General features: G+C 49.4%; 15 protein-coding genes and 10 pseudogenes. 12 read left to right on the forward strand and 13 right to left on the reverse strand.

Annotation, left to right across the window (positions count from 1 at the left end; genetic code table 11):
- Nucleotides 1-382: 382 nt before the first annotated feature.
- Nucleotides 383-1,093: a GntR family transcriptional regulator gene (locus JZM30_RS13550; RefSeq protein WP_252319672.1), complete on the reverse strand. Its 711-nt coding sequence runs from the start codon at nt 1,091-1,093 to the stop codon at nt 383-385.
- Nucleotides 1,094-1,355: 262 nt separating this feature from the next.
- Between JZM30_RS13550 and JZM30_RS13555 the strand changes: the two are divergent.
- Nucleotides 1,356-2,707, forward strand: a pseudogene (locus JZM30_RS13555) (class-II fumarase/aspartase family protein).
- A gap of 39 nt (nt 2,708-2,746) precedes the next feature.
- A pseudogene (locus tag JZM30_RS13565) lies at nt 2,747-4,166 on the forward strand (DASS family sodium-coupled anion symporter).
- A gap of 139 nt (nt 4,167-4,305) precedes the next feature.
- On the opposite strand, the gene JZM30_RS13570 reads toward JZM30_RS13565, so the two are convergent.
- Nucleotides 4,306-5,631, reverse strand: a complete 1,326-nt coding sequence (locus JZM30_RS13570; protein WP_252319365.1) for a GGDEF domain-containing protein — start codon at nt 5,629-5,631, stop codon at nt 4,306-4,308.
- Between the two features lie 338 nt (nt 5,632-5,969).
- Between JZM30_RS13570 and JZM30_RS13575 the strand changes: the two genes are divergently transcribed.
- On the forward strand, nt 5,970-6,185 hold the full coding sequence (locus JZM30_RS13575; RefSeq protein ID WP_252319367.1) for a hypothetical protein: 216 nt from the start codon (nt 5,970-5,972) through the stop codon (nt 6,183-6,185).
- Here JZM30_RS13575 and JZM30_RS13580 read toward each other — a convergent pair.
- Complete coding sequence (locus tag JZM30_RS13580) at nt 6,158-7,378, reverse strand: ISL3 family transposase (RefSeq protein ID WP_252319369.1); 1,221 nt, start codon at nt 7,376-7,378, stop codon at nt 6,158-6,160. The genes JZM30_RS13575 and JZM30_RS13580 overlap by 28 nt on opposite strands.
- A gap of 35 nt (nt 7,379-7,413) precedes the next feature.
- On the opposite strand from JZM30_RS13580, the gene JZM30_RS13585 reads away from it, so the two are divergent.
- The gene (locus JZM30_RS13585) at nt 7,414-7,866 is read left to right on the forward strand and encodes a hypothetical protein (RefSeq protein WP_252319370.1); all 453 of its coding nucleotides are present in this window, start codon (nt 7,414-7,416) and stop codon (nt 7,864-7,866) included.
- Nucleotides 7,867-8,071: 205 nt separating this feature from the next.
- Here the strand turns inward: JZM30_RS13585 and JZM30_RS13590 are convergent, their stop codons facing one another.
- The 3 genes and pseudogenes from JZM30_RS13590 to katG form a co-directional block, all read right to left on the reverse strand.
- On the reverse strand, nt 8,072-8,332 hold the full coding sequence (locus JZM30_RS13590; RefSeq protein WP_252319389.1) for a type 1 glutamine amidotransferase family protein: 261 nt from the start codon (nt 8,330-8,332) through the stop codon (nt 8,072-8,074).
- Entirely contained in the window at nt 8,307-8,612 is a 306-nt protein-coding gene (locus JZM30_RS13595; protein ID WP_252319391.1) for a type 1 glutamine amidotransferase family protein, read from the reverse strand. Before JZM30_RS13595 ends, JZM30_RS13590 begins: the two co-directional genes overlap by 26 nt.
- 500 nt (nt 8,613-9,112) lie before the next feature.
- Nucleotides 9,113-11,226, reverse strand: a pseudogene (gene katG, locus JZM30_RS13600) (catalase/peroxidase HPI).
- A 481-nt stretch (nt 11,227-11,707) separates the two neighbouring features.
- Here katG and JZM30_RS13605 point away from each other — a divergent pair.
- The 4 genes and pseudogenes from JZM30_RS13605 to JZM30_RS13620 form a co-directional block, all read left to right on the forward strand.
- A pseudogene (locus JZM30_RS13605) lies at nt 11,708-13,088 on the forward strand (TonB-dependent receptor domain-containing protein); the annotation flags it as partial.
- Between the two features lie 92 nt (nt 13,089-13,180).
- Nucleotides 13,181-14,381 (forward strand): annotated as a pseudogene (locus JZM30_RS13610) (IS3 family transposase).
- A gap of 39 nt (nt 14,382-14,420) precedes the next feature.
- The gene (locus tag JZM30_RS13615; RefSeq protein ID WP_291830397.1) at nt 14,421-15,128 is read left to right on the forward strand and encodes a TonB-dependent receptor domain-containing protein; all 708 of its coding nucleotides are present in this window, start codon (nt 14,421-14,423) and stop codon (nt 15,126-15,128) included.
- A gap of 208 nt (nt 15,129-15,336) precedes the next feature.
- A pseudogene (locus JZM30_RS13620) lies at nt 15,337-17,054 on the forward strand (SulP family inorganic anion transporter).
- A 9-nt stretch (nt 17,055-17,063) separates the two neighbouring features.
- On the opposite strand, the pseudogene JZM30_RS13625 reads toward JZM30_RS13620, so the two are convergent.
- The 3 genes and pseudogenes from JZM30_RS13625 to JZM30_RS13635 all read right to left on the reverse strand — a co-directional run bounded on the left by JZM30_RS13625 (nt 17,064) and on the right by JZM30_RS13635 (nt 19,854).
- A pseudogene (locus tag JZM30_RS13625) lies at nt 17,064-18,113 on the reverse strand (NAD(P)-dependent alcohol dehydrogenase).
- 20 nt (nt 18,114-18,133) lie between these two features.
- Nucleotides 18,134-19,123: an aldo/keto reductase gene (locus JZM30_RS13630; RefSeq protein WP_252319395.1), complete on the reverse strand. Its 990-nt coding sequence runs from the start codon at nt 19,121-19,123 to the stop codon at nt 18,134-18,136.
- 131 nt (nt 19,124-19,254) lie between these two features.
- On the reverse strand, nt 19,255-19,854 hold the full coding sequence (locus JZM30_RS13635; RefSeq protein WP_252319397.1) for a flavodoxin: 600 nt from the start codon (nt 19,852-19,854) through the stop codon (nt 19,255-19,257).
- Nucleotides 19,855-20,450: 596 nt separating this feature from the next.
- Here JZM30_RS13635 and JZM30_RS13640 point away from each other — a divergent pair.
- Complete coding sequence (locus JZM30_RS13640) at nt 20,451-21,407, forward strand: inverse autotransporter beta domain-containing protein (RefSeq protein WP_252319398.1); 957 nt, start codon at nt 20,451-20,453, stop codon at nt 21,405-21,407.
- Between the two features lie 418 nt (nt 21,408-21,825).
- Here JZM30_RS13640 and yajD read toward each other — a convergent pair whose 3' ends face one another.
- Nucleotides 21,826-22,170: an HNH nuclease YajD gene (gene yajD, locus JZM30_RS13645; RefSeq protein WP_252319399.1), complete on the reverse strand. Its 345-nt coding sequence runs from the start codon at nt 22,168-22,170 to the stop codon at nt 21,826-21,828.
- 202 nt (nt 22,171-22,372) lie between these two features.
- Complete coding sequence (locus tag JZM30_RS13650) at nt 22,373-22,660, reverse strand: LysR family transcriptional regulator (protein ID WP_252319400.1); 288 nt, start codon at nt 22,658-22,660, stop codon at nt 22,373-22,375.
- A 200-nt stretch (nt 22,661-22,860) separates the two neighbouring features.
- Between JZM30_RS13650 and JZM30_RS13655 the strand changes: the two genes are divergently transcribed.
- Together JZM30_RS13655 and JZM30_RS13660 are read left to right on the forward strand one after the other, a co-directional pair.
- Nucleotides 22,861-23,217, forward strand: coding sequence for an aspartate/glutamate racemase family protein (locus tag JZM30_RS13655; RefSeq protein WP_252319401.1), 357 nt, complete (start codon nt 22,861-22,863; stop codon nt 23,215-23,217).
- Nucleotides 23,217-23,416 (forward strand): annotated as a pseudogene (locus JZM30_RS13660) (VOC family protein); the annotation flags it as partial. The gene JZM30_RS13655 and the pseudogene JZM30_RS13660, both read left to right, overlap by 1 nt.
- Before the next feature lie 189 nt (nt 23,417-23,605).
- Here the strand turns inward: JZM30_RS13660 and JZM30_RS13665 are convergent.
- Together JZM30_RS13665 and cuyB are read right to left on the reverse strand one after the other, a co-directional pair.
- A pseudogene (locus JZM30_RS13665) lies at nt 23,606-23,917 on the reverse strand (LysR substrate-binding domain-containing protein); the annotation flags it as partial.
- Between the two features lie 210 nt (nt 23,918-24,127).
- Nucleotides 24,128-24,869 (reverse strand): annotated as a pseudogene (gene cuyB / locus JZM30_RS13670) (cysteate racemase).
- A 206-nt stretch (nt 24,870-25,075) separates the two neighbouring features.
- Between cuyB and hypT the strand changes: the two are divergent.
- Complete coding sequence (gene hypT / locus JZM30_RS13675; RefSeq protein ID WP_252319402.1) at nt 25,076-25,963, forward strand: hypochlorite stress DNA-binding transcriptional regulator HypT; 888 nt, start codon at nt 25,076-25,078, stop codon at nt 25,961-25,963.
- Nucleotides 25,964-26,024: the final 61 nt, after the last annotated feature.

The following is a 26,024-nucleotide window of genomic DNA, read 5'->3' on the forward strand; positions in this document are numbered from 1 at the left end:
CTGATGGCCGGGAGGGAAGAGTGCGTAAGTGTAGAGATGCATCCTGAAGCTTCCTGTTTATACGGCTTTTCATATCTGCCGTCATGGATAAACGTTTAACAGGGATGCAATAGTGATCGAAATGCTGATTGCGTCGCCCGCCGTTACCGGCAAGCTACGCACATTAGGGTGTGTCAGTTTGCCGGAGAGATAATGCTGTTGTTTTTACGATCAGTGCTTACACGATCGATACCTTCATGATCGATGTTTTCACAACGTATATTGCTTTGACTGTCCAAAAATCTCTCTCCGTAGTTATACTGCGCATACTATAAGGCTGAATTCTAAACGTATCTGCAACGTGTGAGTAATTCATATCCGTTTCATGAGGAACGCGACGTTCTCAGCCTTTTACCCGCGTCAGTACGATAGAACACGCATAGCGATCGGCAGGGTGCACCGAAATCGTGGTTTCAAACGTATTGCCATCGCGATCCTGATAGCGGCGTACAATCTTCAGTGCGGGCGATCCTGGCTCAACGCCCAGCACCTTGGCAATTTTCGCTGACACGGTGACCGCAGAGATGGTCTGCCGCACCTCCTCACTTTGAATGCCGTAGTGGGTTTCGATCAGATCGCTGCGCACCAATTGGCGCACTTTGGTGAAGGTGGCGCTGGCGTAGCTGTCTGTCCAACAGATGGGGGCGTCTTTGTTTTCGCTGTCTTCCCGAATGCTGGCAACGTGTAGCCAGCGAGATCCCGGCTCACAGCCGATAGTCTGTGCCAGGTCATAGTCAGCAACCACTTCATCAATCCTTTTCACTACGCGCGGATTGTTTTTCGCTAGAAAAAACAGATCTTCCAGACAAGCCAGCGAGTGGTTTAGCCCTTTATGCTGCGCTTTGTCAGCCACTTGTGTGCCTGACCCCTTGCGTCGCGTAATCAATCCCTGCTCGGTCAGGTCGCGCAGCGCCTCTCGCATGGTGTGTCGGCTGACCTGATAGTGCTCGCACAGCGCCATTTCCGTAGGTAACAGGTAGCCCACCGGGTACTGTCCGGAGAGGATTTGCTGTGCAAGTTCATGCGCAATGTGCCGATACAACGATTCTTTCATAGGCAACGGTTTTTTTCCCGCATAGCTGATCAATATCACAAAGCTGCGCTAAAACGCTTTCGCTTTAATGTCCGTACATTCTATCTTGTCTGCACATTCACAATGTCCGTACATTTAACTGCGCTTGTACGTAAACAATAGTACAGATAGGTGAGTACCCGATGCGCCTGTCATGCCTCTTAACAGTATTGGCTTACTGGCAACCCTATTGCGGCATGACAGGCGCAGTTTATCACTCTTACTCTCATTTCAGGATGCTTTTATGGCTTCGAATGTGCTTGATTCCGTACTGTTTCGTGATGCATTTGGTACGCCAGCAATGCGCGCCGTTTTTGACGACCACGAGCTGATTAGAAAATATGTCATCGTTGAGATAGCGCTTGCCAAAGCGCAGGCGCGCTGTGGTGTCATTCCGGAGTCGGCGGCGCAAGAGATTGCCCTGCGCTGCAATGCCGATACGCTGGATTTTGATCTACTGCGTCATGAAACCGAAATTGTCGGCTACCCGATTTTGCCGCTGGTGCATCAAATCTCCAAACAGGCAGGTGAGTCCGGTGGGTTTGTTCACTGGGGGCAACCATTCAGGACATTATGGACACCGCTGTGGTTTTGCAAATCCGTGATGCTTTTGAACTGATTGAGCAGGGAATCAAAACATTGCGTGGGACGCTTGCTGGCCTGGCGCAGCGTTATCGCACTACGCCGATGGCGGGGCGTACCCATTTGCAGCAGGCTTTGCCAGTGACCTTCGGCTATAAAGCGGCTATCTGGCTTGATATGTTCGATCGTCATCAGGAGCGTTTGGAGCAGGCGCGTCCTCGCATTCTGGTCGGTGAATTTGCCGGTGCCGCCGGAACCTTGGCCTCTCTGGGTGATAAAGGGTTGGACGTTCAGAAAGCGTTGATGGAAGAGCTGGGGCTAGGGGTGCCTGTTTCTACCTGGCATGTGGCGCGTGATGGGTTTGCCGAAGCGGTTAATCTGCTGGCGCTGATGACCGGGTCGCTGGGCAAGATTGCCTATGATGTGATGTTGATGGCATCCAATGAGTTTGGCGAACTGTATGAACCCTTTGTGAAGGGCCGCGGTGCCAGCAGCACCATGCCGCAAAAACGTAATCCTATTTCGAGCGAATTGATGCTGGCATGTGCCAAAGGCGTGCGACAGCAAGCAGGTTTGATGTTAGATGCTATGGTACAGGATCTCTAACGTGCCACTGGGCCATGGCATGCAGAATGGATTGCCATTCCAGAAAGCTTCATTCTCTCCGCCGGTGCGCTGCATCAGGCCAACTTTATGCTCAGCGGTCTGATCGTGGATGAACTGGCGATGGCTCGTAATCTCGATATGACCAAGGGACTTATCGTCGCGGAAGCGGTGATGATGGGTCTGGCACCTTATATTGGCCGGCAGGATGCGCATGATATCGTCTATGATGCTTGCCGCATCGTGAATGAGAAAGGCGGCCGACTGGCGGATGTGCTCAATGCGATGCCGAACGTGGCCGACCGTTTGGCGCCAGAACTGATTGAGCGTTTGGCCGATCCGACTAACTATCTGGGCATGGCACCAGAAATGGTTGATCAGGTGCTGAAAAGCTCTGCCAGCCGGTCGTAATGTCCGGCGTTCACCCGCTCTACGTATGAGGAGATGATTATGTCATCGGATTCATCCACAGGGAAAAAGGTGTTCGCCGTGGTGGTGCCCATCGCATTGGGCATCGCTATCTGGCTTGCTCCTGTACCTGCTAACCTTTCTCCCCAGGCATGGCATATGTTGCCATTTTTGCTGCTACCATCGCAGCCATCCTGACGCAGCCATTGCCCTCGGGGGCGGTAATGCTGATCGCGCTTTGCGTGGCCATCTTTACCCAAACGCTTACCGAAGCAAAAGCGCTGTCTGGTTTTGCCAGCGGCACGGTGTGGTTGATTTTCTGCGCTTATATCCTGTCTCTGGGGTTTGTCACTTCGGGACTGGGTAAGCGTATCGCCTATAAAATGCTTTCTTTATTGGCGGCAGCAGTCTGGGAATTGCCTACTCACTGGGCATATCTGATTTGATCATGGCACCTGCGATGCCCTCGGTCACCGCCAGTTCAGGGGGCATCATCTTCCCTATCGCGCGTTCTATCAATACCGTATTAGGATCTGCACCGGGTGAAAGCGGTAAAAGGATCGGGGATTTCCTGACTATGGTCTGCTTTCAGTTTACCCCGATTACCGGTGCCATTTTCCTGACCGGCATGGCTGCGAATCCCTTAGTAAGCAGTCTGGCAAAAAGCTCGCTTGGCGTTGAAATAACCTGGAGCGGCTGGTTTATTGCCGCTGTGGTGCCTGCCCTGGTCTGATTTTGTTTGATGCCATTATTGGTGTACAAGCTGGCGAACCATGAACTGAAACGCACGCCGGAAGCGAAAGTGATAGGACGTGAGGCGCTATCTCAGTTAGGCCTCATGACTACAACGGAAAAGAAAGTGGCGTTTGGTTTTCTGCTGGCATTGGTGGGGTGGGGAACCAGTCTGATCAACGGACTGTCTGCGACATCCGTAGGATTAGGGCTCGCGGCGTATCTGTTTGCCGTCGGTGCCGTGGATTGGAAAGTTCTGCTAAAAGATCATGCTGCCTGGGACACGGTTATCTGGTTCAGCGTTATCATCAGTCTGGCTACTGGGCTTTCCGATCTGGGATTCATCAAATGGATGGCTTGCTTGCTGGGTAGCTTGATCCAGGGATTTGGTGCCATGGAAACCTTTGTGCTGCTGGGCGTGCTCTATATCTATGTGCATTACCTGTTTGCAACGGCTTCCGGACATGTCGCTGCCCTTTATGTGCCTTTTGCGGCCCCGACCATCGCCGCATGGGCACCACCGATGATGGTTGCCATCTGCTTCGGGATTTTCAGTAACCTGATGTGGGGCAATACCGAATATGGCGGCGGGCCGGGGCCTATTTATTTCGCTCAGGGCTATTTCACGCAACCGCGCTTTTATAAAATTAATGCGGCGGCGGTCACTTTTAACGTAGTGCTGACCTTCAGCGTGGGCTTACTGTGGTGGAAACTGCTTGGCTTCTATTAATGTAATAGCTGCGTTTTTCTTCCCCTGCGTCTGATGACGGTGAAAGTGCGATAAGACAGGCTGCCTTAGGCGGTATCAGGCAACCTGCTTTGCACGTAGTGCCCACCCCACCAGGGCAGTCAGTGCTCGAAATAGTCGCTTACTGTACCGTCCGGTTGCGGCCTTCCCGTTTGGCGATATACAAATTTTTATCGGCGGCAGCAAAGAGTTGGTGCACATGTTGCGTCAGGTCTATCGCTGAAGAAGGCGCATAGGCAATACCGATACTCACGGCAACGGATACCGGTGAGCCATTAATGATGCAGGGCGTGTCGTGAATTTGCATGCGCAAGTGTTCTGCTAATGCAAAAAAGTCCTGCTCAGAGAAATCAAAACACACTGCCGCAAACTCTTCTCCACCGATGCGGCTCACCAAGCCCGGCTCTGGGATGGATTGCTTAATCAGGCTCGCGACGTGTTTTAAAACATAGTCACCGTTATCGTGTCCGTAACTGTCGTTGATGGTTTTGAAGTGATCGATATCAACCAGCATCACATTGATGGCCGCTTGGCTATAACTGGGTATTTTCCCATAACGGTTTAACGCATCGTTAAAGCCATAGCGCGAAAGCAGATGAGTGAGGAAATCGTGGCTGGCCTGCATCAACAAGCGCTGATTGAGTTGGCGGATGGTTTTGGCGTTCATGGCCATCAGCAACGGGCTAAAGATGATGGCGGCGATACTGATACGGGCGATGGTGATCGCCTGCATAAACAGGGCATCCTGATGGTCATAAATCCCCTGAACATGAAGCGCTGTTGCGATCAGTTCAACAATACCAGTGCATAAGGTAATCAGGCGTATCGCCCACAACGGGTACACAATGGCGCACCAGGTGAGCGCGGGCAGGGGGAATGCCAGAATGGCAATCGGACCAACCAGCGTACCCAATCCCAGTGACACAGCAAGAAACAGTAAGGGAATGCTGTTGCGCCAGTCTGCTTTAGGCATGTGCAACGTGAAATCGCTGCGCAGCGTCAGCAGCAACGGTAAAAACAGTACTGCGGTATAAAACTGGTCACTGAACCAGTTGAGTACATCCTGTTGAAACGGCTGACGTGTTTGCTCGGCCATGTGTTGCGCGAACGCGCCAACCAGCGCGCAGCAAAGGGCTGCGATCATACAGGAAGCAAACAGGTGTAATGAGGTGGTTATATCGGCTTCTTGCTGACGATACCGTTCTGGCCAACACAATAATTTGACCAAAACAAAGATAAACACCAGGTTGGCACCATTAATGCTGAAGGCGCTGACGCCCCAGCCATAAAGCAGGCTGTCTTGCGCGATCATGGCGCTATAGGCAACGCAGTAATACCACGGCGTATTCAGGTAGCGACAGCGATAAAACAGGGCAGCAACCAGAATGTTGACGGGCCAGAGAACAGAGAGATCGATGCCTGACATACGCGCATGTGAACCTAACATGCAGCCCAGTAGTGTCAAAATAAAAACGTTAAAGCTGTTTAAAAGCACATTGTCACTTTTAAACAGTGCACGCATAATCTCTGCCCATTTCTCCACGGGATAGTGCTCTGCCTCTCAAATAGCCTGCAATCATACACGTAAGCCAAAGAGCAAACAGTACCCTGCATGAAATCTGCTGGTTTTTAACGTATTGTTTTTGATCACATTAGAGGCAAATTCTCGGCATTCCGGTAAAAAAGCCGCTAATAGCGGGATAGAAAATCCTTTTTGGCGCTAGTGTTATAACTATAATACTGCGTGATGGTATACGCATACTTTTTCACTGTCAGGAGTTCACCATGAGAATAAAACAGGGTATGTGCGGATTGTTGATGCTGCTGCCGCTGTATGGTTTGGCGCAGACGACGAGTTCCGACGTTATCGAGGGTTATACCACGCAGCAGATTGCCGATGTGTTACCGAAAACGTTAGATTGCTTGCAGCGACGCACGGTTGAAGTGGGTCTTCCCCTATCATGGTGGGAGACTCATAACCCCATGTTTAACCTGCCGTAATGGAACATCACTGCCACCTTAAAGCGTTCTTTGTTCCGGTATCCTCTGGACTTGATCCGCAGCAGCCTTATCTTGCTGTTTAGTGACTCTGCATTACCGTTTGATACCCTGTGTTTCATGGCATTCAGGATCCCGTACAGTCGTTTACGTAACGTCCGGGCGGCGCTGCTTAGTAGCGGGACACCAACGTCTTTTGCCATCCCTATCCATTCCAGCCACAGACGCCTGCTGTGTTCGTCATACCGGCGGTTCCAGAGTTCCCGGGCCAGCGCCTTCATTGCCCAGCAACGGCTGGTATCAGGCAGAACCATCTGCGCTGCTTCCAGTCTTTCTGCTATTCGACCATGACGTTTATGGCGACCGTACAACCACAGATAACGGGAACGATGTGCACTTTTTCGTGCCGGTAACGGGATGGTTTTCATCTCCAACTGTCGTGTTTTATCTACGACGGCACAGAGCATTTTCGCTACATGGAAGTGGTCGAACGCGATCTTCTCCACCGCGTTAGGCAGATGGAGCCGCGCTGCGCTTATATAGGATAGATTCATGTCCATCGACAGGGTTTTAATGGATTCAATCTGGCGGTCACCCAGACTCCGGAGATAGCCAGCAAGACTTTCAACTCCGCGATCATCTTTGAGTTCCAATGCCTGTCCTTGGGTATCAGAGATAACGGTGACGTACTGATGCCCCTTTTTGAAAGCGACCTCATAAACACAGAGATGACGTGCGGCCTGAGGTGTTTTTCGACGGGCCAGTCCACGCTTAACCGCCCGTTGCATAATATTATCGACAGCATTCCAGCTCAGCCTCAGCTGTTTCCTGACGGCATCCACGGTGCTGATTTTCAGCCATGAGATAACGAACGACTCGAACAACAGCGTATACCGGCTACCGGGGCCGGCCCATGGAACAGACAGCGTCTGGTAGCCATGCTCCGGGCACATAATACGGGGTACATCAGCTTCGACTATTGTCGCGAACTGACAGGTATCGAGATGGCGCCATTTACGATGTCGGTGATCGTGAATAGGACAAGATTTCCCGCAGGTTGGACAGGTTAACTGAGTGTTTTTCGCAATCTCAACTGTAACGGTAACAGAACCGGCATTTTCATCGAGAGAAAGAGACTTTACCTGCCACGGAATAGACAGGTTGAGGATATGAGCGTAGAGAGACTTTTCGTCCATGGTGGTGACCTCTGGCGATTTAATACGCCATTATAATGCCTTCAGCCACCACAACAAGGGAAGACCCGGTTGAAGTGGTCTCGGATTACCATACTTTTCAGGTGGAATACGTTGATCCTGCTACCATGCGTAAGGTACTGGTCACGCTTTATACCTTACCGGCAGATGCAAAAGGCAACATCCCCGTGGCATCCAGCGATCGCGATTTGGACGCAGTGGTCGCCAGTGCTGAAAAAGAAATGTTGCGTCAGCGTATCAAACCGGAAATGAAAGATCTGGCGATGCCGGATGCGCCACGATTTCGCTGCCTGCAAACAATAATGAATGAAAAAGTGGTGCACCAAGTGTGCTCAACCTTGTTTAAGGGACGAGTGCTGGAGATCCAACCGGTCACTACGGTAAACGACAAAGCTTATGCGTCGGCGATGCAACGCGGTGAGGAGTGGGCGGTAAAACTCGGTAAAATCATGAGCAATGCAGTGAAATAAAGCACAGTAACAGGCTGGCGAGCCAGCCTGGCGTTGCGGAGACCCACCGCTATTCCCACCCACCATCGTCATTCCCGTGAAGGCGGGAATCTTTTGCCGAAGACACGCGTTCATTCTCACAGAGATCCCCGGCTTTCGCCGAGGAGAACGAGGGGTAAAGTGACTTTTTCATCAATCTGAGGTTGGTTTGATAGCCTGTTTTGCATCAGTCAGGGTTTTCTGTCCAGTCAAACTCCAGTTGTCGGGCGGTTCTTTCTGCCAGCGTACGTCCCGCAAAACGCTCGACCAGATGCAGGCTCATATCAATACCAGCAGAAATCCCTGCTGACGACACAAACGCTCCTTGATCAACCCAGCGCACATCACTTTTCACGTCCAGCGTAGGGAACATCGTCTTCAAATCGGGAATGTATTCCCAATGGGTAGTTACCGAACGGTTGTCAAATAGCCCGGTTTTGGCGAGCAAGCCAGTCAATAACTTCGGGTTTTTCCATCTCTGCGGTAACCACCCCTCCGGGGACGATCAGACAATCCAACGCAGGATGATCGTCGAGGGCGTGGTCGGGATCGATCTTTAATCCAGCACGTGCGCGCACTGAGGCACGCTTTTCTCCGAGCGTGAACACGCTAAAACGCGGTTCGGATCCACCCGCCACACGCGTTGCGCAGGTAAAGACTTCATAGGGCCATGCAAAATATAATACCTCAACATTATCAAAAATATAAATTCCAATTTGCAGCGTCATTGCGGGCTCTCCGCAGGAAGGGTCATCTTTTGGATGGTATAGCCTGGTGCAGAAAAAAGAAACGTCAAACCAGTAAGAACATAGTGCTTACAGATAGGGTTATGGTGGTTGCTTATTCCGAAAAGTAAGAAATCCTACATATTTTCGTACTGCCATTATCACTCTGTTGTAGTATATGCTGGTATGTATTTCTTGTTTACTTGTATATTTCGGCACGTTTTATTGCGTGCCATTTTTTTAGCGTGAGGTATTTATGCAACGACAGAAGTGGTTTAGCGTGTGTGTCCTAACTATTCTGCTGATGACGACAGGAACCTGGACTTTGCACTTTTTCTTGGATGGCGGGGTTGTCAAAGGGATTGCCTGTTACTTTGTAAAACTGATGAGCGGAATTACGCCACTGGCGGCAATCCGCTCTGTGGTTATGCCACAACATGGTCCTAAGACCATGTTGGGACGCCAGAAGAGCCTTACTGCACGACCCTAGCTCCGAATAACCGCTACACCGGATCGAAACGATCCAGATTCATTACTTTATTCCAGACAGCCACGAAATCGTGCACAAACGATGCCTGCGCATCAGCACTGGCGTAAACCTCTGCCAGTGCTCGTAGCTGTGAGTGTGAACCGAAAATCAGATCTACGCGTGTTCCTGTCCATTTTGACTGACCCGTGGTGCGATCGCGCCCTTAATCGGGTGCCAGGTGGTATTCATATCCAGCAAGTTGATGAAGAAATCAGTGGTCAAGGTGCCTGGGCGTTGGGTAAAGACACCGTGCGCTGTTTGCCAGGTATTGATATTCAGTACGCGCAACCAGCCGAGCAGTACGGTCATTTCCGGTGCTGTAAGGGTAAGCAACCGCGCCTTGTCCACTAGCAATGCTTCTGGACTGATGCTGTATTGCGCTTTCTGATAGTTGCGGAAACCATCGGCAATGGGTTCAAGTACGTCGAATGAGGCGACATCGGTTTGCGCCTGAGAGGCACCCATACGCCCTGGAGTAAAAGGAACACTGACCGATTGGCCTGCGCGTTGCGCAGCATGTTCAACGCCCACGACGCCACCCAGCACGATGATATCGGCCAATGAAACGCGTTTGTTGCCTGATTGTGCGTCATTAAATGCCTGTTGCACGCGTTCAAGAGCGCTCAACACCTGCGCCAACTGTGCGGGCTGGTTCACATCCCAATTGTTCTGTGGTGCAAGACGCAGACGCGCGCCGTTAGCGCCACCGCGTTTGTCTGAACCACGAAACGTGGATGCGGATGCCCAGGCCGTTGCAACCAACTGCGATACACTTAGCCCCATTGCCGCAATCTGTTGTTTCAGCGTGGCGATATCCTGCGCGTTGATCAGTTCATGATTCACTGCGGGGATCGGGTCTTGCCAAATGAGTTCTTCGCTCGGCACTTCTGGACCCAGGTAACGTGCGCGTGGACCCATATCGCGGTGAGTCAGTTTGAACCAGGCGCGCGCAAAAGCGTCGGCGAATTCCTCGGGATGTTCATAGAAACGGCGCGAGATTTTTTCATAAACCGGATCAACGCGCAGGGAGAGATCGGTGGTCAGCATGGTGGGAACGTGGCGCTTTGTCGCATCGTGAGCATCAGGTATTTCTCCTGCGCCCGCACCATGTTTGGGTTGCCACTGGTGTGCGCCCGCCGGGCTTTTAGTCAGTTCCCATTCGTAGCCAAACAGATTTTGAAAGAAGTAGTTGCTCCACTGCGTCGGCGTTTGTGTCCAGGTGACTTCCAGTCCACTGCCAATGGTGTCCCCGCCTTTTCCACTACCGAAACTGCTCTTCCATCCTAATCCTTGTTCTTCGATGCCTGCGGCTTCCGGTTCGGGCCCGACCAATGCGGCATCGCCTGCGCCGTGTGTTTTGCCGAAGGTATGGCCGCCAGCGATCAATGCCACGGTCTCTTCGTCATCCATTGCCATACGGCTAAAGGTTTCCCGAATGTCTTTGGCGGCGGCGAGCGGATCGGGGTTGCCGGCGGGACCTTCCGGGTTGACGTAAATCAGGCCCATTTGCACCGCAGCCAGCGGGTTTTCCAGATCCCGTTCACCAGAATAACGTTTATTATCACCAAGCCAGGTGGTTTCCGCCCCCCAGTAAACATCTTCTTCTGGTTCCCACACGTCGGGACGACCGCCTGCAAATCCAAATGTTTTAAAGTCCATGGATTCTAATGCCACGTTACCGGTCAGGATCATCAAATCGGCCCAGGAGATGTTTTGACCATATTTTTGTTTGATCGGCCATAGCAACCGCCGTGCCTTATCGAGGTTTATGTTATCAGGCCAACTGTTCAACGGAGCAAAGCGTTGCTGTCCAGCCCCTGCGCCACCGCGGCCATCGCCAGTACGGTAGGTTCCGGCGCTGTGCCAGGCCATACGAATAAACAATGGGCCATAGTGGCCGAAGTCCGCAGGCCACCAGGGCTGGGAATCGGTCATCAAGGCATGGAGATCTTTTTTAACCGCCCCCAGATCGAGACTGTTGAAGGCGGCGGCGTAATTGAATTTTTTACTAAGAGGGTCGGAGAGCGGGCTGTTTTGTCCTGATTCAGAAATCTCTTCCCAACCATGGCCATTTTTTAATATGACCATCGACGTGATCATGGCGCTAAGAATAATTGCTACTTGCAGCGGGCCATTTACCGCATCTAGGCCGAACAAGGCAACGGAAGCCCCTACCAACACGATCAAGGTGACTACAGGGAGTAAAGCATCAAAATAACTTGGCGCTTTTATTGTACGGGGAGACTTGGTATCGTTGACCATATATGCTCCATATCCCGTTAAGATGAAAAAACTTTTTTAAATTTGGAATGATCGTGTTGCGCAATTCATTCTGATTTAAGCATAGCCGCTTTTTGCTGTGGTATCGAAGTATGTAATGGGACACCCATTGCCAAAGGTTTACCTGTTTTTCTCATCCCTTTTTAACTTTGTAAAGATTCCCTATGAAATGGTAAAGAAATACAAATGATAATGACTGTTGTTTGCCTTCTTGTTTAAATCATCGCGCAAGTCACTTCATTGGCATCCATTTAGACGCGTTTAAAGGGAGTTGGGATGATAAAAAAGAATGTTAGTTTCGGCACTTGCTATCACGGCAGCGCCTTACGGGTTCTCCGCAGAAAATGACGATGTTATGGTTGTCACTGCTTCGGGGTATGAACAAAAACTGCGGCAGGCGGCGGCCAGTATTTCTGTTATCAGTCAACGTGAACTCAGCCAGAAAAGTTACACCGATCTTGCCGATGCGCTCAGTGATATCGAAGGGGTGGATGTCCATAGCACGACGGGCAAAACGGGAGGCCTTGATATCAGTATTCGCGGTATGTCCAGCAGCTATACGCTTATTCTGATCGATGGCATCCGACAAAATGGTACCGCTGATGTTACGCCAAATGGGTTTGGTGCCATGAATACCAGTTTTATGCTGCCGCTTTCTGCCATTGAACGTATTGAGGTTATTCGTGGGCCGATGTCGACGTTATATGACTCTGACGCTATTGGCGGCGTAGTGAACATTATTGCCAAAAAAGTGCCCAACGAGTGGGGCAGTACTGCAACGCTGGAGCACACCTTTCAGGAAAATACCGACTTTGGTGACAGTTCTAAATTCTCATTCTATTCCGGTGGGGCATTAATTGAAGATAAATTGGGGCTGTCTCTACGTGGCAGTATTTTTCGTCGCGGGGCTTCTCAGGTTGAATCATCAAGTACCGGTACTGAACTGAGTAAGCGTGGGCCAAACCCAGTTAAATCGGATAATTATACGCTTGGTAATAAATTGCAGTGGCAGGTCAATGACAAAAATGCGCTCTGGCTGGATGGTGAAATTGCCAATCAGAAATACGATAACGCCGAAAACCAACTCGGTACGATCAGTGCAGCAGGGGGGATATGAGGATACGCTGCGCTATCAGCGCCGCAAAGTGACCCTTGGCAGTGATAATTACCTGAGTTTCGGTACGTGGAATTCGAGCCTCCCGTACAATAAAACTGAGAATAAAGGCCGACTGATCACCAACGCTTCTGTTCCCGCCGCTACGGGCCTGGCGGGAACAAAGCGCGATCTTGAAAATACTAATATTATCCTTGATTCCAAACTGGTAGCGCCGCTGGGTGACAGCCATCTGTTAACGGTAGGAGGACAGTATTTGGATGCTCGCATGAAGGACGGCATCGTTCTGGCGAATAACGGCAAAGGGTTCCGTCAGGACTCTTGGTCTCTGTTCACTGAGGATGAATGGCGAATTGTCGATCCGCTGGCACTGACGTTTGGTGCCCGTTATGAGCATCAGGAGACTTTTGGCGGACATGTCAGCCCTCGCGCCTATCTGGTGTGGGATGCACATGATGATATCACGGTGAAAGGGGGCGTCAGCACCGGATACAAAACGCTGTCTCTTGCGCAATTGCACGATGGCATCAGTGGGGTAACCGGGCAGGGGACGATTTTAGATTGGCCCCTTAGATCTCCAGACAGATAGACACTCTTAAAATAAGAGGTAGTCTAAAAACTATGTTTAATACCGGTCACAACGAAAAAATGATCTCAGTTCTGTCAGGGCCTGAACGCCGCCATCGGCGTACCGCTCAGGAAAAAATCGCTATTGTTCAGCAGACTATGGAGCCCAAGATGACAGTATCTCACGTGGCTCGCCTGCACGGCATCAATCCTAATCAGGTAGTTACTTGGCGCCGGCAGTATCAGAATGGCAGCTTCACTGCTGTCAGTGCCTCAGAAGAAGTGGTTCCGGCCTCTGCACTCACTGCTGCCATGAAGCAGATTAAAGAGCTGCAACGGCTGCTGGGGAAAAAACGATGGAGGTTGAGCTCCTCAAAGAAGCCGTGGAGTACGGCCGGGCAAAAAAATGGATAGCGCACGCGCCCTTGCTGCCCGGGGATTCGGACTGACACAGGTCAGCCGCGCTCTTAATGTGTCGCGTGCTCAGTTATCGGTTTATCTTCTAAGCTCTGCCGAGTGGCAGGATCGCCGACAGAAGCCTAACCACAACGATGCTGAGCTTATCAGCAGAATACGGCATCATACTGCTGAATTGCCGACCTATGGCTACAGACGAGTCTGGGCATTACTGCGTGATGAAAGCCAGCAGGATAGGCTTGCGATAGTTAATGCCAAAAGGGTCTACAGAGTAATGCGCGACAATCATCTGTTGCTGGATAGAAAGGGCGTTACTAAAGAGCAGCGAAGTCACAACGGCAGGGTTGCGGTTGCTGAAAGTAACCTCAGGTGGTGCTCGGATGGCTTCGAGTTCAACTGCGATAATGGCGATAAGCTGCGTGTCACGTTCGCGCTTGACTGTTGTGACCGTGAGGCGCTGGACTGTATAGCGACAAATGGCGGGTACACCAGTGAAATCGTGATGGATGTGATGGTAAACAGCGTCAGTAAGCGGTTCGGAAATGGGCTTCCAGAGGTCCCCATCGAGTTCCTGAGCGATAACGGCTCCTGTTACACAGCGAAGGAAACGAGGGCGTTCGGTCATCTATTGAATCTTGAAACGAGGACAACGGCAGTGAGGAGTCCACAAAGCAATGGAATGGCTGAGAGCTTCGTGAAGACGATGAAGCGCGACTATATCAGTATAATGCCCAAACCGAATCAGCAAGTGGCATTGAAAAACCTGGCTATCGCGTTCGAGCACTATAACGAGAAGCATCCACACAACGCGCTGGGGTATCGCTCACCACGAGAGTATCGTCGCCAGCGAGAATCGCTAACTTAAGAGTGATCTTGCGTCTGGAAATATAGGGGCAAATCCACGATTACCACGATCGGTAACCCGAAATTGAAACCGGAAGAGAGCGTCAATACTGAACTGGGAATTTACTATGAGAACCAGAGCGGTTTTGGTGCCAACGCGACGTTATTCCACAACCGTTTCAAAAACAAAATCAACAGTGAAATCATAGACAGCGTAACCAGCACCCATACCAACATTGGAAGAGCGACCACTCAGGGTATTGAGCTGGCAACAATCATTCCTCTGTGGTCTGATGATTGGTCACTCAACATGAACTACACCTTCACCGACAGCGAACAAAAGGATGGTGAGAATAAGGGGGCATCACTGACCAATACGCCCAGACATATGGCGAATGCGCGTTTGAATTGGAACGTGAATGAGAAACTCTCTACCTGGTTAAAGGCGGAGCACCGCAGTAAAACTGCACGATTCACCGACAACTATGAAAACCTGAGCGCTGCGAATAGAGTGGTTTACGATAATCTGGGCGCATATTTTAAATCCTTTACTGTCTACAATCTTGGCGCGTCGTATAAAGTGTCGAAAGATGTGACGCTTAACGGTGCTATTAATAACCTGACGGATAAAGATTTTACCCGGACACACGTGTTTGCTGTGGGAAACTGGAGTACAACCGCAGGGGATTACTTTACCTCTTCCCAGAGTACCACCGGCTATGTGATGCCTGGGCGTAATTACTGGCTTTCCGTGAATGTGAATTTCTGATTCTTCACGTTTTGTTGGGTCATACAAAAAATCAGAAGGCGCAGTACATGGCGACTTCTGATTTTTATTTTATCTCTGCCATACTTCACATCATCCGTGCGTTGTTGGTAGGCAAGTCATTTCCGCTGTGTAACGTGCTTTGTCGCCTGTCGGCGAGCAGGCCGTGTGATGCCTTTTATTCCCATAATGAAGATGAAATGGAAGAAGTATGCAGTGGAAATCCCTGACTCCTGGCCTGATAAATCTGCTTGCTTATGAACGCACCTGGTTAAAGCACGACGTTCGCGCGGGGCTTTCGGTAGCGGCTGTTGCGTTGCCGGTGGCGATCGCCTATGCCGAATTAGCCGGTGTAAGTGCGATCGTTGGGCTCTACTCCTGTATTTTGCCGATGGTCGCCTACGCCTTGGCTCTTCGCGGCAATTAATTGTGGGGCCGGATGCTGCCACCTGTGCTGTCATCGCTGCGGTCATCACCCCCTTGGCGGCGGGAAACGCGGAGCTTCATTGGCAACTGGCGATTGTGATGACGTTGATGATGGGGACATGGTGTCTGATTGCCAGTCGATTCAAGCTGGGGGCCATTGCGGATTTATTGTCTCGCCCGATATTGAGCGGCTTGCTTAACGGTGTTGCACTGACCATCATCGTCAACCAGATCAGCAAAGTGTTTGGTTTTTCATCTCCTTCCAGTGAACTGATTGAACGCATTTATGCACTACCGTCGAATCTGGTAAATAGCCACTGGCCAACGGTGGGTATCTCGTTGCTGACGCTGTTATGTCTGTTTGGTGTGCGTTATCTTCGGCCTAATTGGCCCGCACCGCTCTTTGCTGTCGTGTTGACGACGGGGCTGACCTTGGCGGCAAACTTGCTGCGCTTTGGCGTTGAGACGGTTTCTGGTTACACCGGGGGCGGTTTGCCTACCGTATCTTGGCCGGATTTCAAACCTGGCTTGCTGCGTGAACTGGTGATTCCTGCCTTGAATCTTGCGGTGGTTAGTTTTGTCAGTATGATGCTGACGGCGCGCAGTTTCGCGGCGAAAAATGGTTATGAGGTTGATGTAAACAGTGAATTTCGCGCACTGGGTTTGGTGAATATCGTCTCTGGTCTCTCACAGGGATTTGCCATCAGCGGAGCAAATTCACGTACTGCGGTTAACGATGCCAACGGTGGCAAAAGCCAGTTGGTTTCTGTGATCGCCGCTTTGGCGATTGCTCTGGTGGTCGTGCTGTTGAGTGAACCTCTGCAATATATTCCCATTGCCGTACTCGGCGTCCTATTAATCTATGCGTTGTGGGGCCTGCTAGATTTACGCAGCATATTCCAACTGCGTAAGCGTAATCGCCAGGCATTCTACCTGGCACTGTTTACTTTTCTGAGTGTGCTGCTGGTGGGCATTATTCCGGGTATTGGATTAGCGGTGTTGCTAGGGTTGCTGCAATTCCTGCAAACGGTATTTCGACCCACTGAGCATTTGCTCGGTGTCAACGCGGAAGGCATGATTCATTCATTAGATAACGGTAATGACAATGATATCAGACCGGTGGACGGCGTTATCATGTACCGTTTCAATTCCCCATTAACCTATTTCAACGTTGCCTATTTTAAAAGCCGCATCACAGATCTGGTGGATAGTGATACCTCTCAGCCGCTCTGGGTGGTGATTGATGCGTTAGCCGGCTTTACCCACGCCGATGTCAGCGTGCTGGCAGCTATCGACGAATTGAAACGCGAGCTTAAACAACGCGGAATTAATTTGGTGCTCGCAGGACGGCGAACCGAGTTAACCCGCTGGTTTCGTATGGACCGTTCCGACAGTAAGGTACACGATTTGATCCTGGTGCCGGACCTGTATTTGGCATTACGGCTGATTCAGAGTAAAGCGTGTAAAGAGACAGATTCGCTGAGGGCGGACAGACCGCCCTGATGATGCAATTTATTGCAGCGTAGACATATCCAAAACAAATCGATATTTCACATCGCCTTTTTCCAGACGAGAGAATGCATCATTAACCTGACTGGCACTGATGAGTTAGATATCAGCTGTAATGCCGTGTTTAGCGCAAAACCCAAGCATTTCCTGGGTTTCTGCAATGCCACCGATATTCGAACCGGAGAAGCTGCGACGCCCTTTAACGACATTAAATGCTCCAATCTCGATCGGTTCCGGCGGCAACCCAACCGGCACCACGGAGCCATCGATTTTCAGTAATTTAAGGTATGCATTAACGTCATGTTTGGCAGAAACTGTATCGAGAATCAGATCGACCTTACTGTCAAATTTTTCCATCTGTTGTGGATCGGTCGATAGCACCGCCTGATGTGCGCCAAGGCGAGTCGCATCTGCAACCTTGGCTTCCGATGTGGTGAATACCACCACCTGTGCGCCCATCGCTTTGGTAATTTTGATCGCGACGTGCCCGAGCCCTTCGATGCCGAGAATGCCCACCACTTTCCCCGCGCCGGCCTGCCAGTGTTTAAGCGGGGAGTACACCGTAATGCCGGCGCAAAGCAGCGGTGAGGCTGACGCCAGATCCAACGCTGCGGGCATTTTCAACGTGTATTTTTCACGACAGACGTAGGTTTGTGCTAATCCACCGTAGGTCATTCCCCCCAGATGTTTATCCGGTGAGTTAAATGAGAGCGTAGTGCCGGATTCGCAGAACTGTTCTAGGTCGCTGCGGCAGGCTTGACATTCGCTGCATACGTCAATAATGCAGCCCACCGCGGCGTAATCACCCGGTTGAAATCGGGTTACGGCACGGCCCACCGCGGTAACTCGGCCTACGATTTCGTGCCCAGGGACCATCGGGTAGTGTGCTGCATCAAAATCATTTTTGAGCTGATGAAGGTCGGAATGGCAGATGCCGCAATAGAGAATGTCCATCTCAACGTCATCGTCCAGTAATCCGCGGCGTTTAATACTGAATGTTGTTAACGGATTGGTTGCCGTATCTGTGCCAATGGCTTTAATGGTTTTAAACATGACAACTATCTCTGTGAAGATTAACGACCAACATGTGCTTGCAATGCAGCCGGATAACGTTCACCTACAATGTTCACCGTTTCCAACGCCTGGGTAATTTTCTGCAAGTCTGCTGGCGTGAGTATGATTTCTGTTGCAGCCAGGTTTTCCTCTAGCCGATGCAACTTCGTGGTACCCGGAATAGGCACAATCCATGGTTTTTGCGCCATTAACCAAGCCAGTGCGATTTGCGCAGGAGTGGTGTGACGTTCTGCTGCCAGTTCTGTCAGTAATATCACCAGCTTTTCGTTGGCTTTCAGAGCGTCAGCGGAGAAACGAGGAACCGTTTTGCGGAAATCACTCTCTGCAAAGGTGGTTTCGGCTTTGATTGTACCGGTCAGAAAGCCCCTGCCCAGCGGGCTGAATGGCACAAAACCAACGCCGAGTTCTTTAAGCAGCGGAAGTATTTCTTGCTCTGGTTCGCGCCACCATAGGGAATATTCACTTTGCAGCGCGGTAACTGGTTGTATGGCATGAGCGCGACGCACGGTTTGTGCCCCGGCTTCTAAAAGGCCAAAATGTTTCACTTTGCCTTCGGCGATCAGATCTTTCACGGTTCCTGCGACATCTTCAATCGGGACATCGGGATCAACCCGGTGTTGATAGAAAAGATCGATAACATCCGTCTTAAGGCGACGCAATGAACCTTCTACGGCCTCACGGATATGCTCTGGGCGACTGTTCAACATTTGCTGTTTGTTGTCGTTGCCTATGTTAAAGCCAAATTTTGTCGCGATAACCACGCGATCGCGTAAAGGTTTTAAGGCCTTACCTACGACGTCTTCATTTAAATAAGGGCCATACACTTCGGCGATATCAAAAAATGTTACCCCGCGCTCAACGGCTGCGCGAATCAATGCTATAGCCTGACGTGTATCCGTTGCTGGCCAGTAGCCTTGGCTCAATCCCATGCAGCCCAGACCTAGCGCCGACACTTTAAGTCCTGACTTTCCCAAATAACGTTTTTGCATTATTAAGCTCCTGCAATTAACGGCTTTACCGGTGTTTAGCAAGCATAGCGCAGCGCAATTTATTCGATTAGTCGCTCTAATTCGCTAGGGTTTATTAACGGTGTTCATTAATTACCGCTCGCGTTGGCTATTCAGCGCGAGATTGTACTTAGCCAGCGGGTCACGGTTTCTGTGGTTCTTCGTTCCTGATCGCATTCGATAACAAGCGGTTGTTCTTGTCTGGCATGGGTGGCCAGTCTCGCCAAGAGTGCTTCACTGTTACCAACACCATATCCGCCATGTGTGATGAACGGTATCAGGGTTTTGTCTGCCAGATTATGAGTCGTGAGAAAGGTTTGAACTACTGGAGGCAGGGTGGTTCCCCAAACAGGAAAACCTAAATAAATCGTTTGATAACGCTCAATATTACTGACACTGCTTTTTAGCGGTGACCTGAGGTCACGGTCACGTTCACGTTCAATTTTTGCCTGTTCTACCGTCTGAAAATAATCATCCGGATAGGGTATTGCTGGCTCAATATCAAACAGATCGCTGTGCAGGCTGCGATGAATAACCCCTGCGATAACGCGCGTGTTACCACTGCGGGATAAATAGATGACGAGAGTGCGTTCAGTTTTTAGTGAGTTATCAGTGTTGGCACTCGCGGAGGCGGGAAACGCCATTTTGACCACGGTTAAGCTGGCCAATGCGGAAAGCAGCGCTCTTCGAGTGCGATCGTATTGGGGCGACATGTATGATTCTCCGCAAAAATGGATAACAAATAATGTGCGCTGTGATGCAGGAGTAGCGCAGCATCAATAAGTCCAAGATAACAGAACATGTGTAGTGAGATAATCGTATTGAATTGATTAGTGTTATGAATGTTGCTCATTAAGTGCGTGTCACTGTCTCAGTGAGTAAATAGTCGCGTTTCGTTATTTAAATATGTCAAAGAGGATATGTTAAATAAACAAATGTAGTTATCTTTAAGGTTTGATAAAAAGGCATCGGTCTATTTAAAATCACTATTTTTTAAAAATAGCATCATCAAAATTTAAGAATGTTTAACAGAAAGAGTCTGGTGTTTAGCGAAGGGGATAAACTTTATAGTGAATATATTATTTCTATTATATTGATTTATTTAATATTAATTAACATTCATGACAGTGCTTGTGGTGTTGGAATAACCACCGATGAGTGATGCAAGACGCAGTGGATGGATTGGCATCCGGTTAAAACCCTGTTTTTTTTAATTTTTTATCATATTATAGAGTGTGCTGTTTTTTTCGTTTTTAAAATTCATATTTTTTTTGTTTATTATTTAAGGCACATTTGTGTTTAATAAATTATGAATGATAATGGAAAATATCGTTTTTTTCGACCGCTGGGGATGGTTTTTGCTTTGATTGGTTGTTCTCAGGTGAATAAAAGTGATGAGAGAACCCACACTCCTGTGATTAAGTTTTCAAAAGAGGAGGCTGGACGCTCTGTAATTTCACCATCAATCTCAGGTAGTGCCTCTAGTCATCATTCTGCTATGTCGTCCAAAAGGACGGATATGAAAATTCGGGGAGAGGCTCAGGCTCGTTTGAGCATGCCTGGCCGTCAGTCTGAAAGCACCTCGCTGAATGTATTAGTTCCATTGCAAGAAAATGAAAATCGCATGCTGTTTAGCCAATTTGGTGGACATCATCGCAAGCATAAAAACAACGTCAGTGTGGGAGTGGGGCAGCGTCATTTTGGTAATGACTGGGGATTGGGCTATAACCTTTTTTATGATGCGCAGACGTCAAAATCAGTTTACCACCGCCTCGGCGTTGGTGGGGAGCTATGGTTTGATAATGCTCGTTTTACGGCCAATGGATATTATGGCCTGACACGTAACCGGGGTGTTGATGAAAAACCAGGGTATTACGCGGATGTCACTCATGGCTATGATGTCAATTTGCAAGCGTGGATACCCGGATATCGTCAGTTGAGTGGTCGGGTGAGATTTGAGCAATACTTTGGTGATAGTGTTGCGCTTACCAAGAAAGGGAAAGATGCCAGAAATCCGCATGCGTTATCATTAGGTCTCAGCTATGCGCCGATTCCATTGCTACAGTTTGATGTTGATCGCGTGTTGGGTGGGCAAAGTCAAGCTGAAAACCGTTTTGGGGTCTCTGTTCATTACCAATTTGGTGTACCTCTCTCTTTGCAACTTGATCCAACGTATACGGCATCCCAGTACTTGAGGAAAGCAAAAAATTATCATGTTGTTGATCGTAACAACGATATAAAGCTCTCGTTTCGAGAGAAGCCCTAGGAACCGATAGAAAAACCAGTGATAAAAGCCCCAGTTGCGCCAAAACCACCCGTTGTAACGCCAGAAGGCGATTCATGTTTATCAACCCAGTCCTAATGGTGTGACACTCAGGAAGATCCCCGCTAAGTTGGAGCGTCATGCATTATTGATGAGGCTAGGAGTGCTGAAGGTTTTGTGATCGTTGAACCATCCGCAATAAAAAGGGATTCGCCAGACGAGCACTATGGTTTTGAGTTTGTCGACGCCTCTTAACGTGGAGTAACATTTGACCTGTCCACCAAGCAGGGCTATAAGTAACGTGGACGCAGCGTTCTCTTGGTGGGCAGTGACTCGATGCTTTGGAGATAGGCAATCCCTTGAGGTCTGTGTTTGTCATGGCTGCGTCAGCAGCCCATAGCAGAAGCAGAGATTGCTGACATTATTTCTTGTTAAACATCGATTTTAAATCGGCAAAGGGATTATAGGTCGCTGCCGCAACATCTTTTTGCGCATCTTCCCCCGCCACAACAGTTGTGCCGTATTGGTCTGCCTCAGTGTACTTCGAGTGTTCATGGTCATGGCAATACAAGCACAGCAACTCCCAGTTGCTGCCATCTTCTGGGTTATTGGTATGATCGTGATCGATATGATGAACCGTTAATTCGCGCAGGTTGGAATAAACAAACTCCCGCGAGCAGCGCCCACACACCCACGGGTAGATTTTTAGTGCTTTCTCACGGTAGCCGCTTTCCAGCCGTGCGTAGTTTTTGGGGATCAGAGCCATAGCCGATGTTACCTGTTATGATGTTACCTGTTATAAAGAGAGTATTTACGCTAGTGTCCCCAATATATCTCATATTGGAACAATAGAAGAAATGAAAGCGAAATAGCGTGTTCACGGATTCATGACTCTGCTCTGCGATGGGGCTCAGAAACGCTTTTTGCTTCTAAAGAGAGTATGTCGAGCAGTGCGCGGATATTGGCCGTCAGGCCTTCTTTACGCCATACCAACTCGGTGGTAACAGGGCTGCCTGCTGTTCCGCTGTGGTTACCAGTTCAACGATCTTCAGTGCGTTTTCGTAGAGTGCCAAGCCTGCTGTGGTCGGAATAAACCGACGGCCCGTCTTTATAAATAGCACGACGCCGAGGTGATGCTCCAAATTTTGCACTCGTGTTTTGATTGCCGAGGGCACGCGGCAAAGTAATTTGGCCGCAGCGGTTATGCTGCCAGTCTCGGTCACCGCAATGACGGTACGGAAATCTGAAATATCCACACTTTCACCAAAATTGAAAATTGAATTCCATTTTATTCAATTGAAAAGAAATTTCATGTTTTTTATTTTACGAGCGTGAACATGATGACCTGCCGGAAGGGGCTGTCGTGACCACAACGTCTTAATTAATCCAACATCCACGCTGGGCACATTGATGGGGCTGCTCTGAGGTGAAAGCACTAACAACCTGAGAGGCTACTATGAAGAAACTTGGACTGATAGGCGGTACCGGGCCTGAATCGACCCTGCTTTATTACCGTAAATTTGTCTATGATGCCAATAAGCGCAACGGTGATACCTTCTTTCAGAACCTTACTATTGAAAGTATTAACGTCTACGACGTGCTGGCGATGTGCAGTCTAAAAGACTATGCAGGACTTACCGATTATCTGGCAGAGGCGGTTCGTCATCTGACTGCGGCGGGGGCCGAAGTCGCTGCTCTTACTGGCAATACACCACACATCGTTTTTAACGAACTGCAAGCGTGTAGCGCAATCCCGCTTGTCAGCATCATCGACGCTACGTGCGCAGAGGTAAAAGCGCATGGGCTCGAGTAGAACTGACTGGGCGTCACCATCTGGCTTTTCAGGCCAAAGATCGTGAAAGCGTGAAGGCTTTTTACCGTGCAGCACTGACACATGGCGGGCGTGATAACGGCGCACCCGGCGAACGAAGCTATCATCCTGGCTACTCGCCGCATTTGTGCTCGATCCTGATGGGAACAATATCGAGGTGATTTACCATGGCGAGGCATAGCGTAGCACACAGGCTGTGGGGATCCGCTTCAGTCTGTGAGCGCAACGGTTTGGTATTCTGCCCCCTTGCTTCCTACCTATGCTAGGTGTCCAGGCATCAGTCTAACCAGAAGCGAACATAACCACTGTTAAGGTATGTTACTCAAGGCTGCATTGATGGAATAAAGCGTCAAACTTCAGCGTATAACCGTCATTTTACCGGACTTACTGATTGTCGTTCTCGGGAATCTCGCAGGTCTTCAACCACCAGTGAGAAGGCTGGAGACACTTGCTTACGGCTGGGATAATACAAATAGTATCCGGGAAAAGGCTGGCACCACGATTCAAGCGCCCTTATTAAATGTGGGTTCCAAATTCTTCCTCAGGTAAAAAAAGCGATCCCCAATCCCGCCAACGCGGCATAAACAATGTGTTCTGAGGTGTTAAACGTAACCTGTCCGCTAATCCGCACATTCAAATCTCCACCATCCTGATCAAAATCCCAGACGTACAGTCCGCCGTTCTACTGATTGAACTACAGAGGAATCGTGTGAACGAGGCGCATAATAACGACGTGCTGCGGGGATGTCAAAGGAAGAACATACAAAGGGCGATCGTTTGCTGAGAGATTAGGCAAATCGCCCTTTTTTTCTGCGTTGCGGCGAAAATCAGGGCAATTTAACACTCTTTATCGCGGCCCGCGTGCGTGCATACAAGCAGTTTGACCGCATGTTCAGGCGGCAATCGGGTGATGAGGCGTACCCTGATGGCTCGGATGGCGTGGAGAGTGAGCGAAATACCACTCAACGGTTTTTTTGATCAGAGCATCCGTTGCGTCAATGTAGTGTTCTGGTGCGGATGCCATATCGTGTTGGGGAATTAACGGCAGCTCAGTACAACCGAGGATCAGTTTTTCCACGCCTGCATCAAGTAATCTGTCTCTGACTGGAGCCAGAAGTCGATGTGCATCGGCAATACGGCCTGCCTTGTAAGCATAAATGCTTTCCATTACCGCTTGCTGTGCAGTGTCGTCAGGAGTCTGACAGGCAATGCCGAGTGCGCTAAGGGTTATCCTGATAAATTTTTGCTTTGCACGTGGCGGTGGTGGCCAGTAATCCAACAGCGTGCAAATGTTGCTTTTTAATCAACTGGCAGGTGGTGTCGATGATACTGATCATTTCGACATGTGTACGTTTTTTTAATTCATCGAACCAGAAATGAGCGGTATTACAAGGAATAATACATTCTGCACCGGCATTTTCGAGGATCTTCATATATTGAACCATTTTATCTAATGGGGATGCGCCATGGTTCAAAATACATTGTGTTCTGTCAGGAATATCAGGAATGGATACCGAAATTGTAGGGATATGATCCTGGTCTTTATTGGCTGGCGTGTTGTTAATTAATTTTTGCATGGCGTCAACCGTCGCCCCTGGCCCCATTCCGCCAAGAATACCAATTAAATTATTCACGTTATTAACCTCAATACATGAAGGGATTGAAAATATCTTCGCACAATCAGCCGGAATGTGAATTGCTAAATTCCCATCCCCTATGTATGATTTGCATAGCCAACCGGGCGGCTATGCTTTTTCTGCTGTGTCACTGCGCAGGCTGTACAGCGACAGTGGTTGTCACGTCAGGCGCTGCGCGGCGTGAAGATGAAAAGAGGTGAGTTGTGCTCAATAACATTGAAACCAAATGGCTGTATTATTTTATTGCGTTGGAAGAACATCGTAGTTTTACTTTGGCTGCGGAAAAACGCAATATCTCTCAGCCGTCATTCAGTCGTCGGATTCGTGCGTTGGAAACGGCCATTGGCATTGAATTATTTGACAGAAATGCTACCCCGTTAAAATTGACGGAGCAAGGGCGATTGTTTCACGCTCATATTCGTAATACGCTCGACGATCTGGCCTATCAGTTAAATAAATTACACGGCGGTAGTCACTATAAAAATAAAATCACACTGACCGCAGCGCATTCACTTTCAGTATTTATTCTTCCCGAACTGTTAAAAACGGTGCCGGAGCCACAGGAGAAAATATTCTATGTGGAATCTATCGATGTCGATGAGGCTGTTCTCAACCTGAAAGAGGGGAAGAGTGATTTTATTTTTTCTTTCTTTAATGAAGAACTGATGTCTGAACCTTTCATGCACACCAAGATCCTCGAATCTCATCTCTATCCAGTTAGCGCCTGTGATAAAACCGGAAAGCCTGTTTTTAATCCGCGTGCCGAAACTGTGCCGCTGCTGAACTACACTGATACCAGCTATATGGGGCGACAGGTGAGCCGCTATCTTTCTGCCATCAACAGCGAGCGTTTTTCAATAACGTTTGTTTCTTCGATGAGCGACTTGCTTAAACGCATGACGTTACAGGGCTATGGTATTGCCTGGTTACCGGATTACTCCATTCGCGAAGAGCTCAAAAATCGGGAACTGGCGGTGCTGGATATGCCCGATGCGGTAATGCGCATGGGAGTTTACCTGTATCGAATGAATGCCAAACTCAATGTTGCATCTGAAAAATTTTGGCGCTACATGAAGGGTTTGAATCACTAGTTAGCCACACGCGGTTGTATTCATAAAAAAGCGGCCCATAGGCCGCTTTTCAGTTGTGTGC

Source organism: Candidatus Symbiopectobacterium endolongispinus (assembly GCF_018777385.1).
Classification (GTDB): domain Bacteria; phylum Pseudomonadota; class Gammaproteobacteria; order Enterobacterales; family Enterobacteriaceae; genus Symbiopectobacterium; species Symbiopectobacterium endolongispinus.

Coding starts and splice junctions, on each gene's coding strand:
- JZM30_RS13550 (WP_252319672.1), bottom strand. CDS start 1,093: ATGAAAGAATCGTTGTATCGGCACATTGCGCATGAACTTGCACAGCAA.
- JZM30_RS13570 (WP_252319365.1), bottom strand. CDS start 5,631: ATGTTAGGTTCACATGCGCGTATGTCAGGCATCGATCTCTCTGTTCTC.
- JZM30_RS13575 (WP_252319367.1), top strand. CDS start 5,970: ATGAGAATAAAACAGGGTATGTGCGGATTGTTGATGCTGCTGCCGCTG.
- JZM30_RS13580 (WP_252319369.1), bottom strand. CDS start 7,378: ATGGACGAAAAGTCTCTCTACGCTCATATCCTCAACCTGTCTATTCCG.
- JZM30_RS13585 (WP_252319370.1), top strand. CDS start 7,414: ATGCCTTCAGCCACCACAACAAGGGAAGACCCGGTTGAAGTGGTCTCG.
- JZM30_RS13595 (WP_252319391.1), bottom strand. CDS start 8,612: ATGACGCTGCAAATTGGAATTTATATTTTTGATAATGTTGAGGTATTA.
- JZM30_RS13630 (WP_252319395.1), bottom strand. CDS start 19,123: ATGCAAAAACGTTATTTGGGAAAGTCAGGACTTAAAGTGTCGGCGCTA.
- JZM30_RS13635 (WP_252319397.1), bottom strand. CDS start 19,854: ATGTCGCCCCAATACGATCGCACTCGAAGAGCGCTGCTTTCCGCATTG.
- JZM30_RS13640 (WP_252319398.1), top strand. CDS start 20,451: ATGAATGATAATGGAAAATATCGTTTTTTTCGACCGCTGGGGATGGTT.
- yajD (WP_252319399.1), bottom strand. CDS start 22,170: ATGGCTCTGATCCCCAAAAACTACGCACGGCTGGAAAGCGGCTACCGT.
- JZM30_RS13655 (WP_252319401.1), top strand. CDS start 22,861: ATGAAGAAACTTGGACTGATAGGCGGTACCGGGCCTGAATCGACCCTG.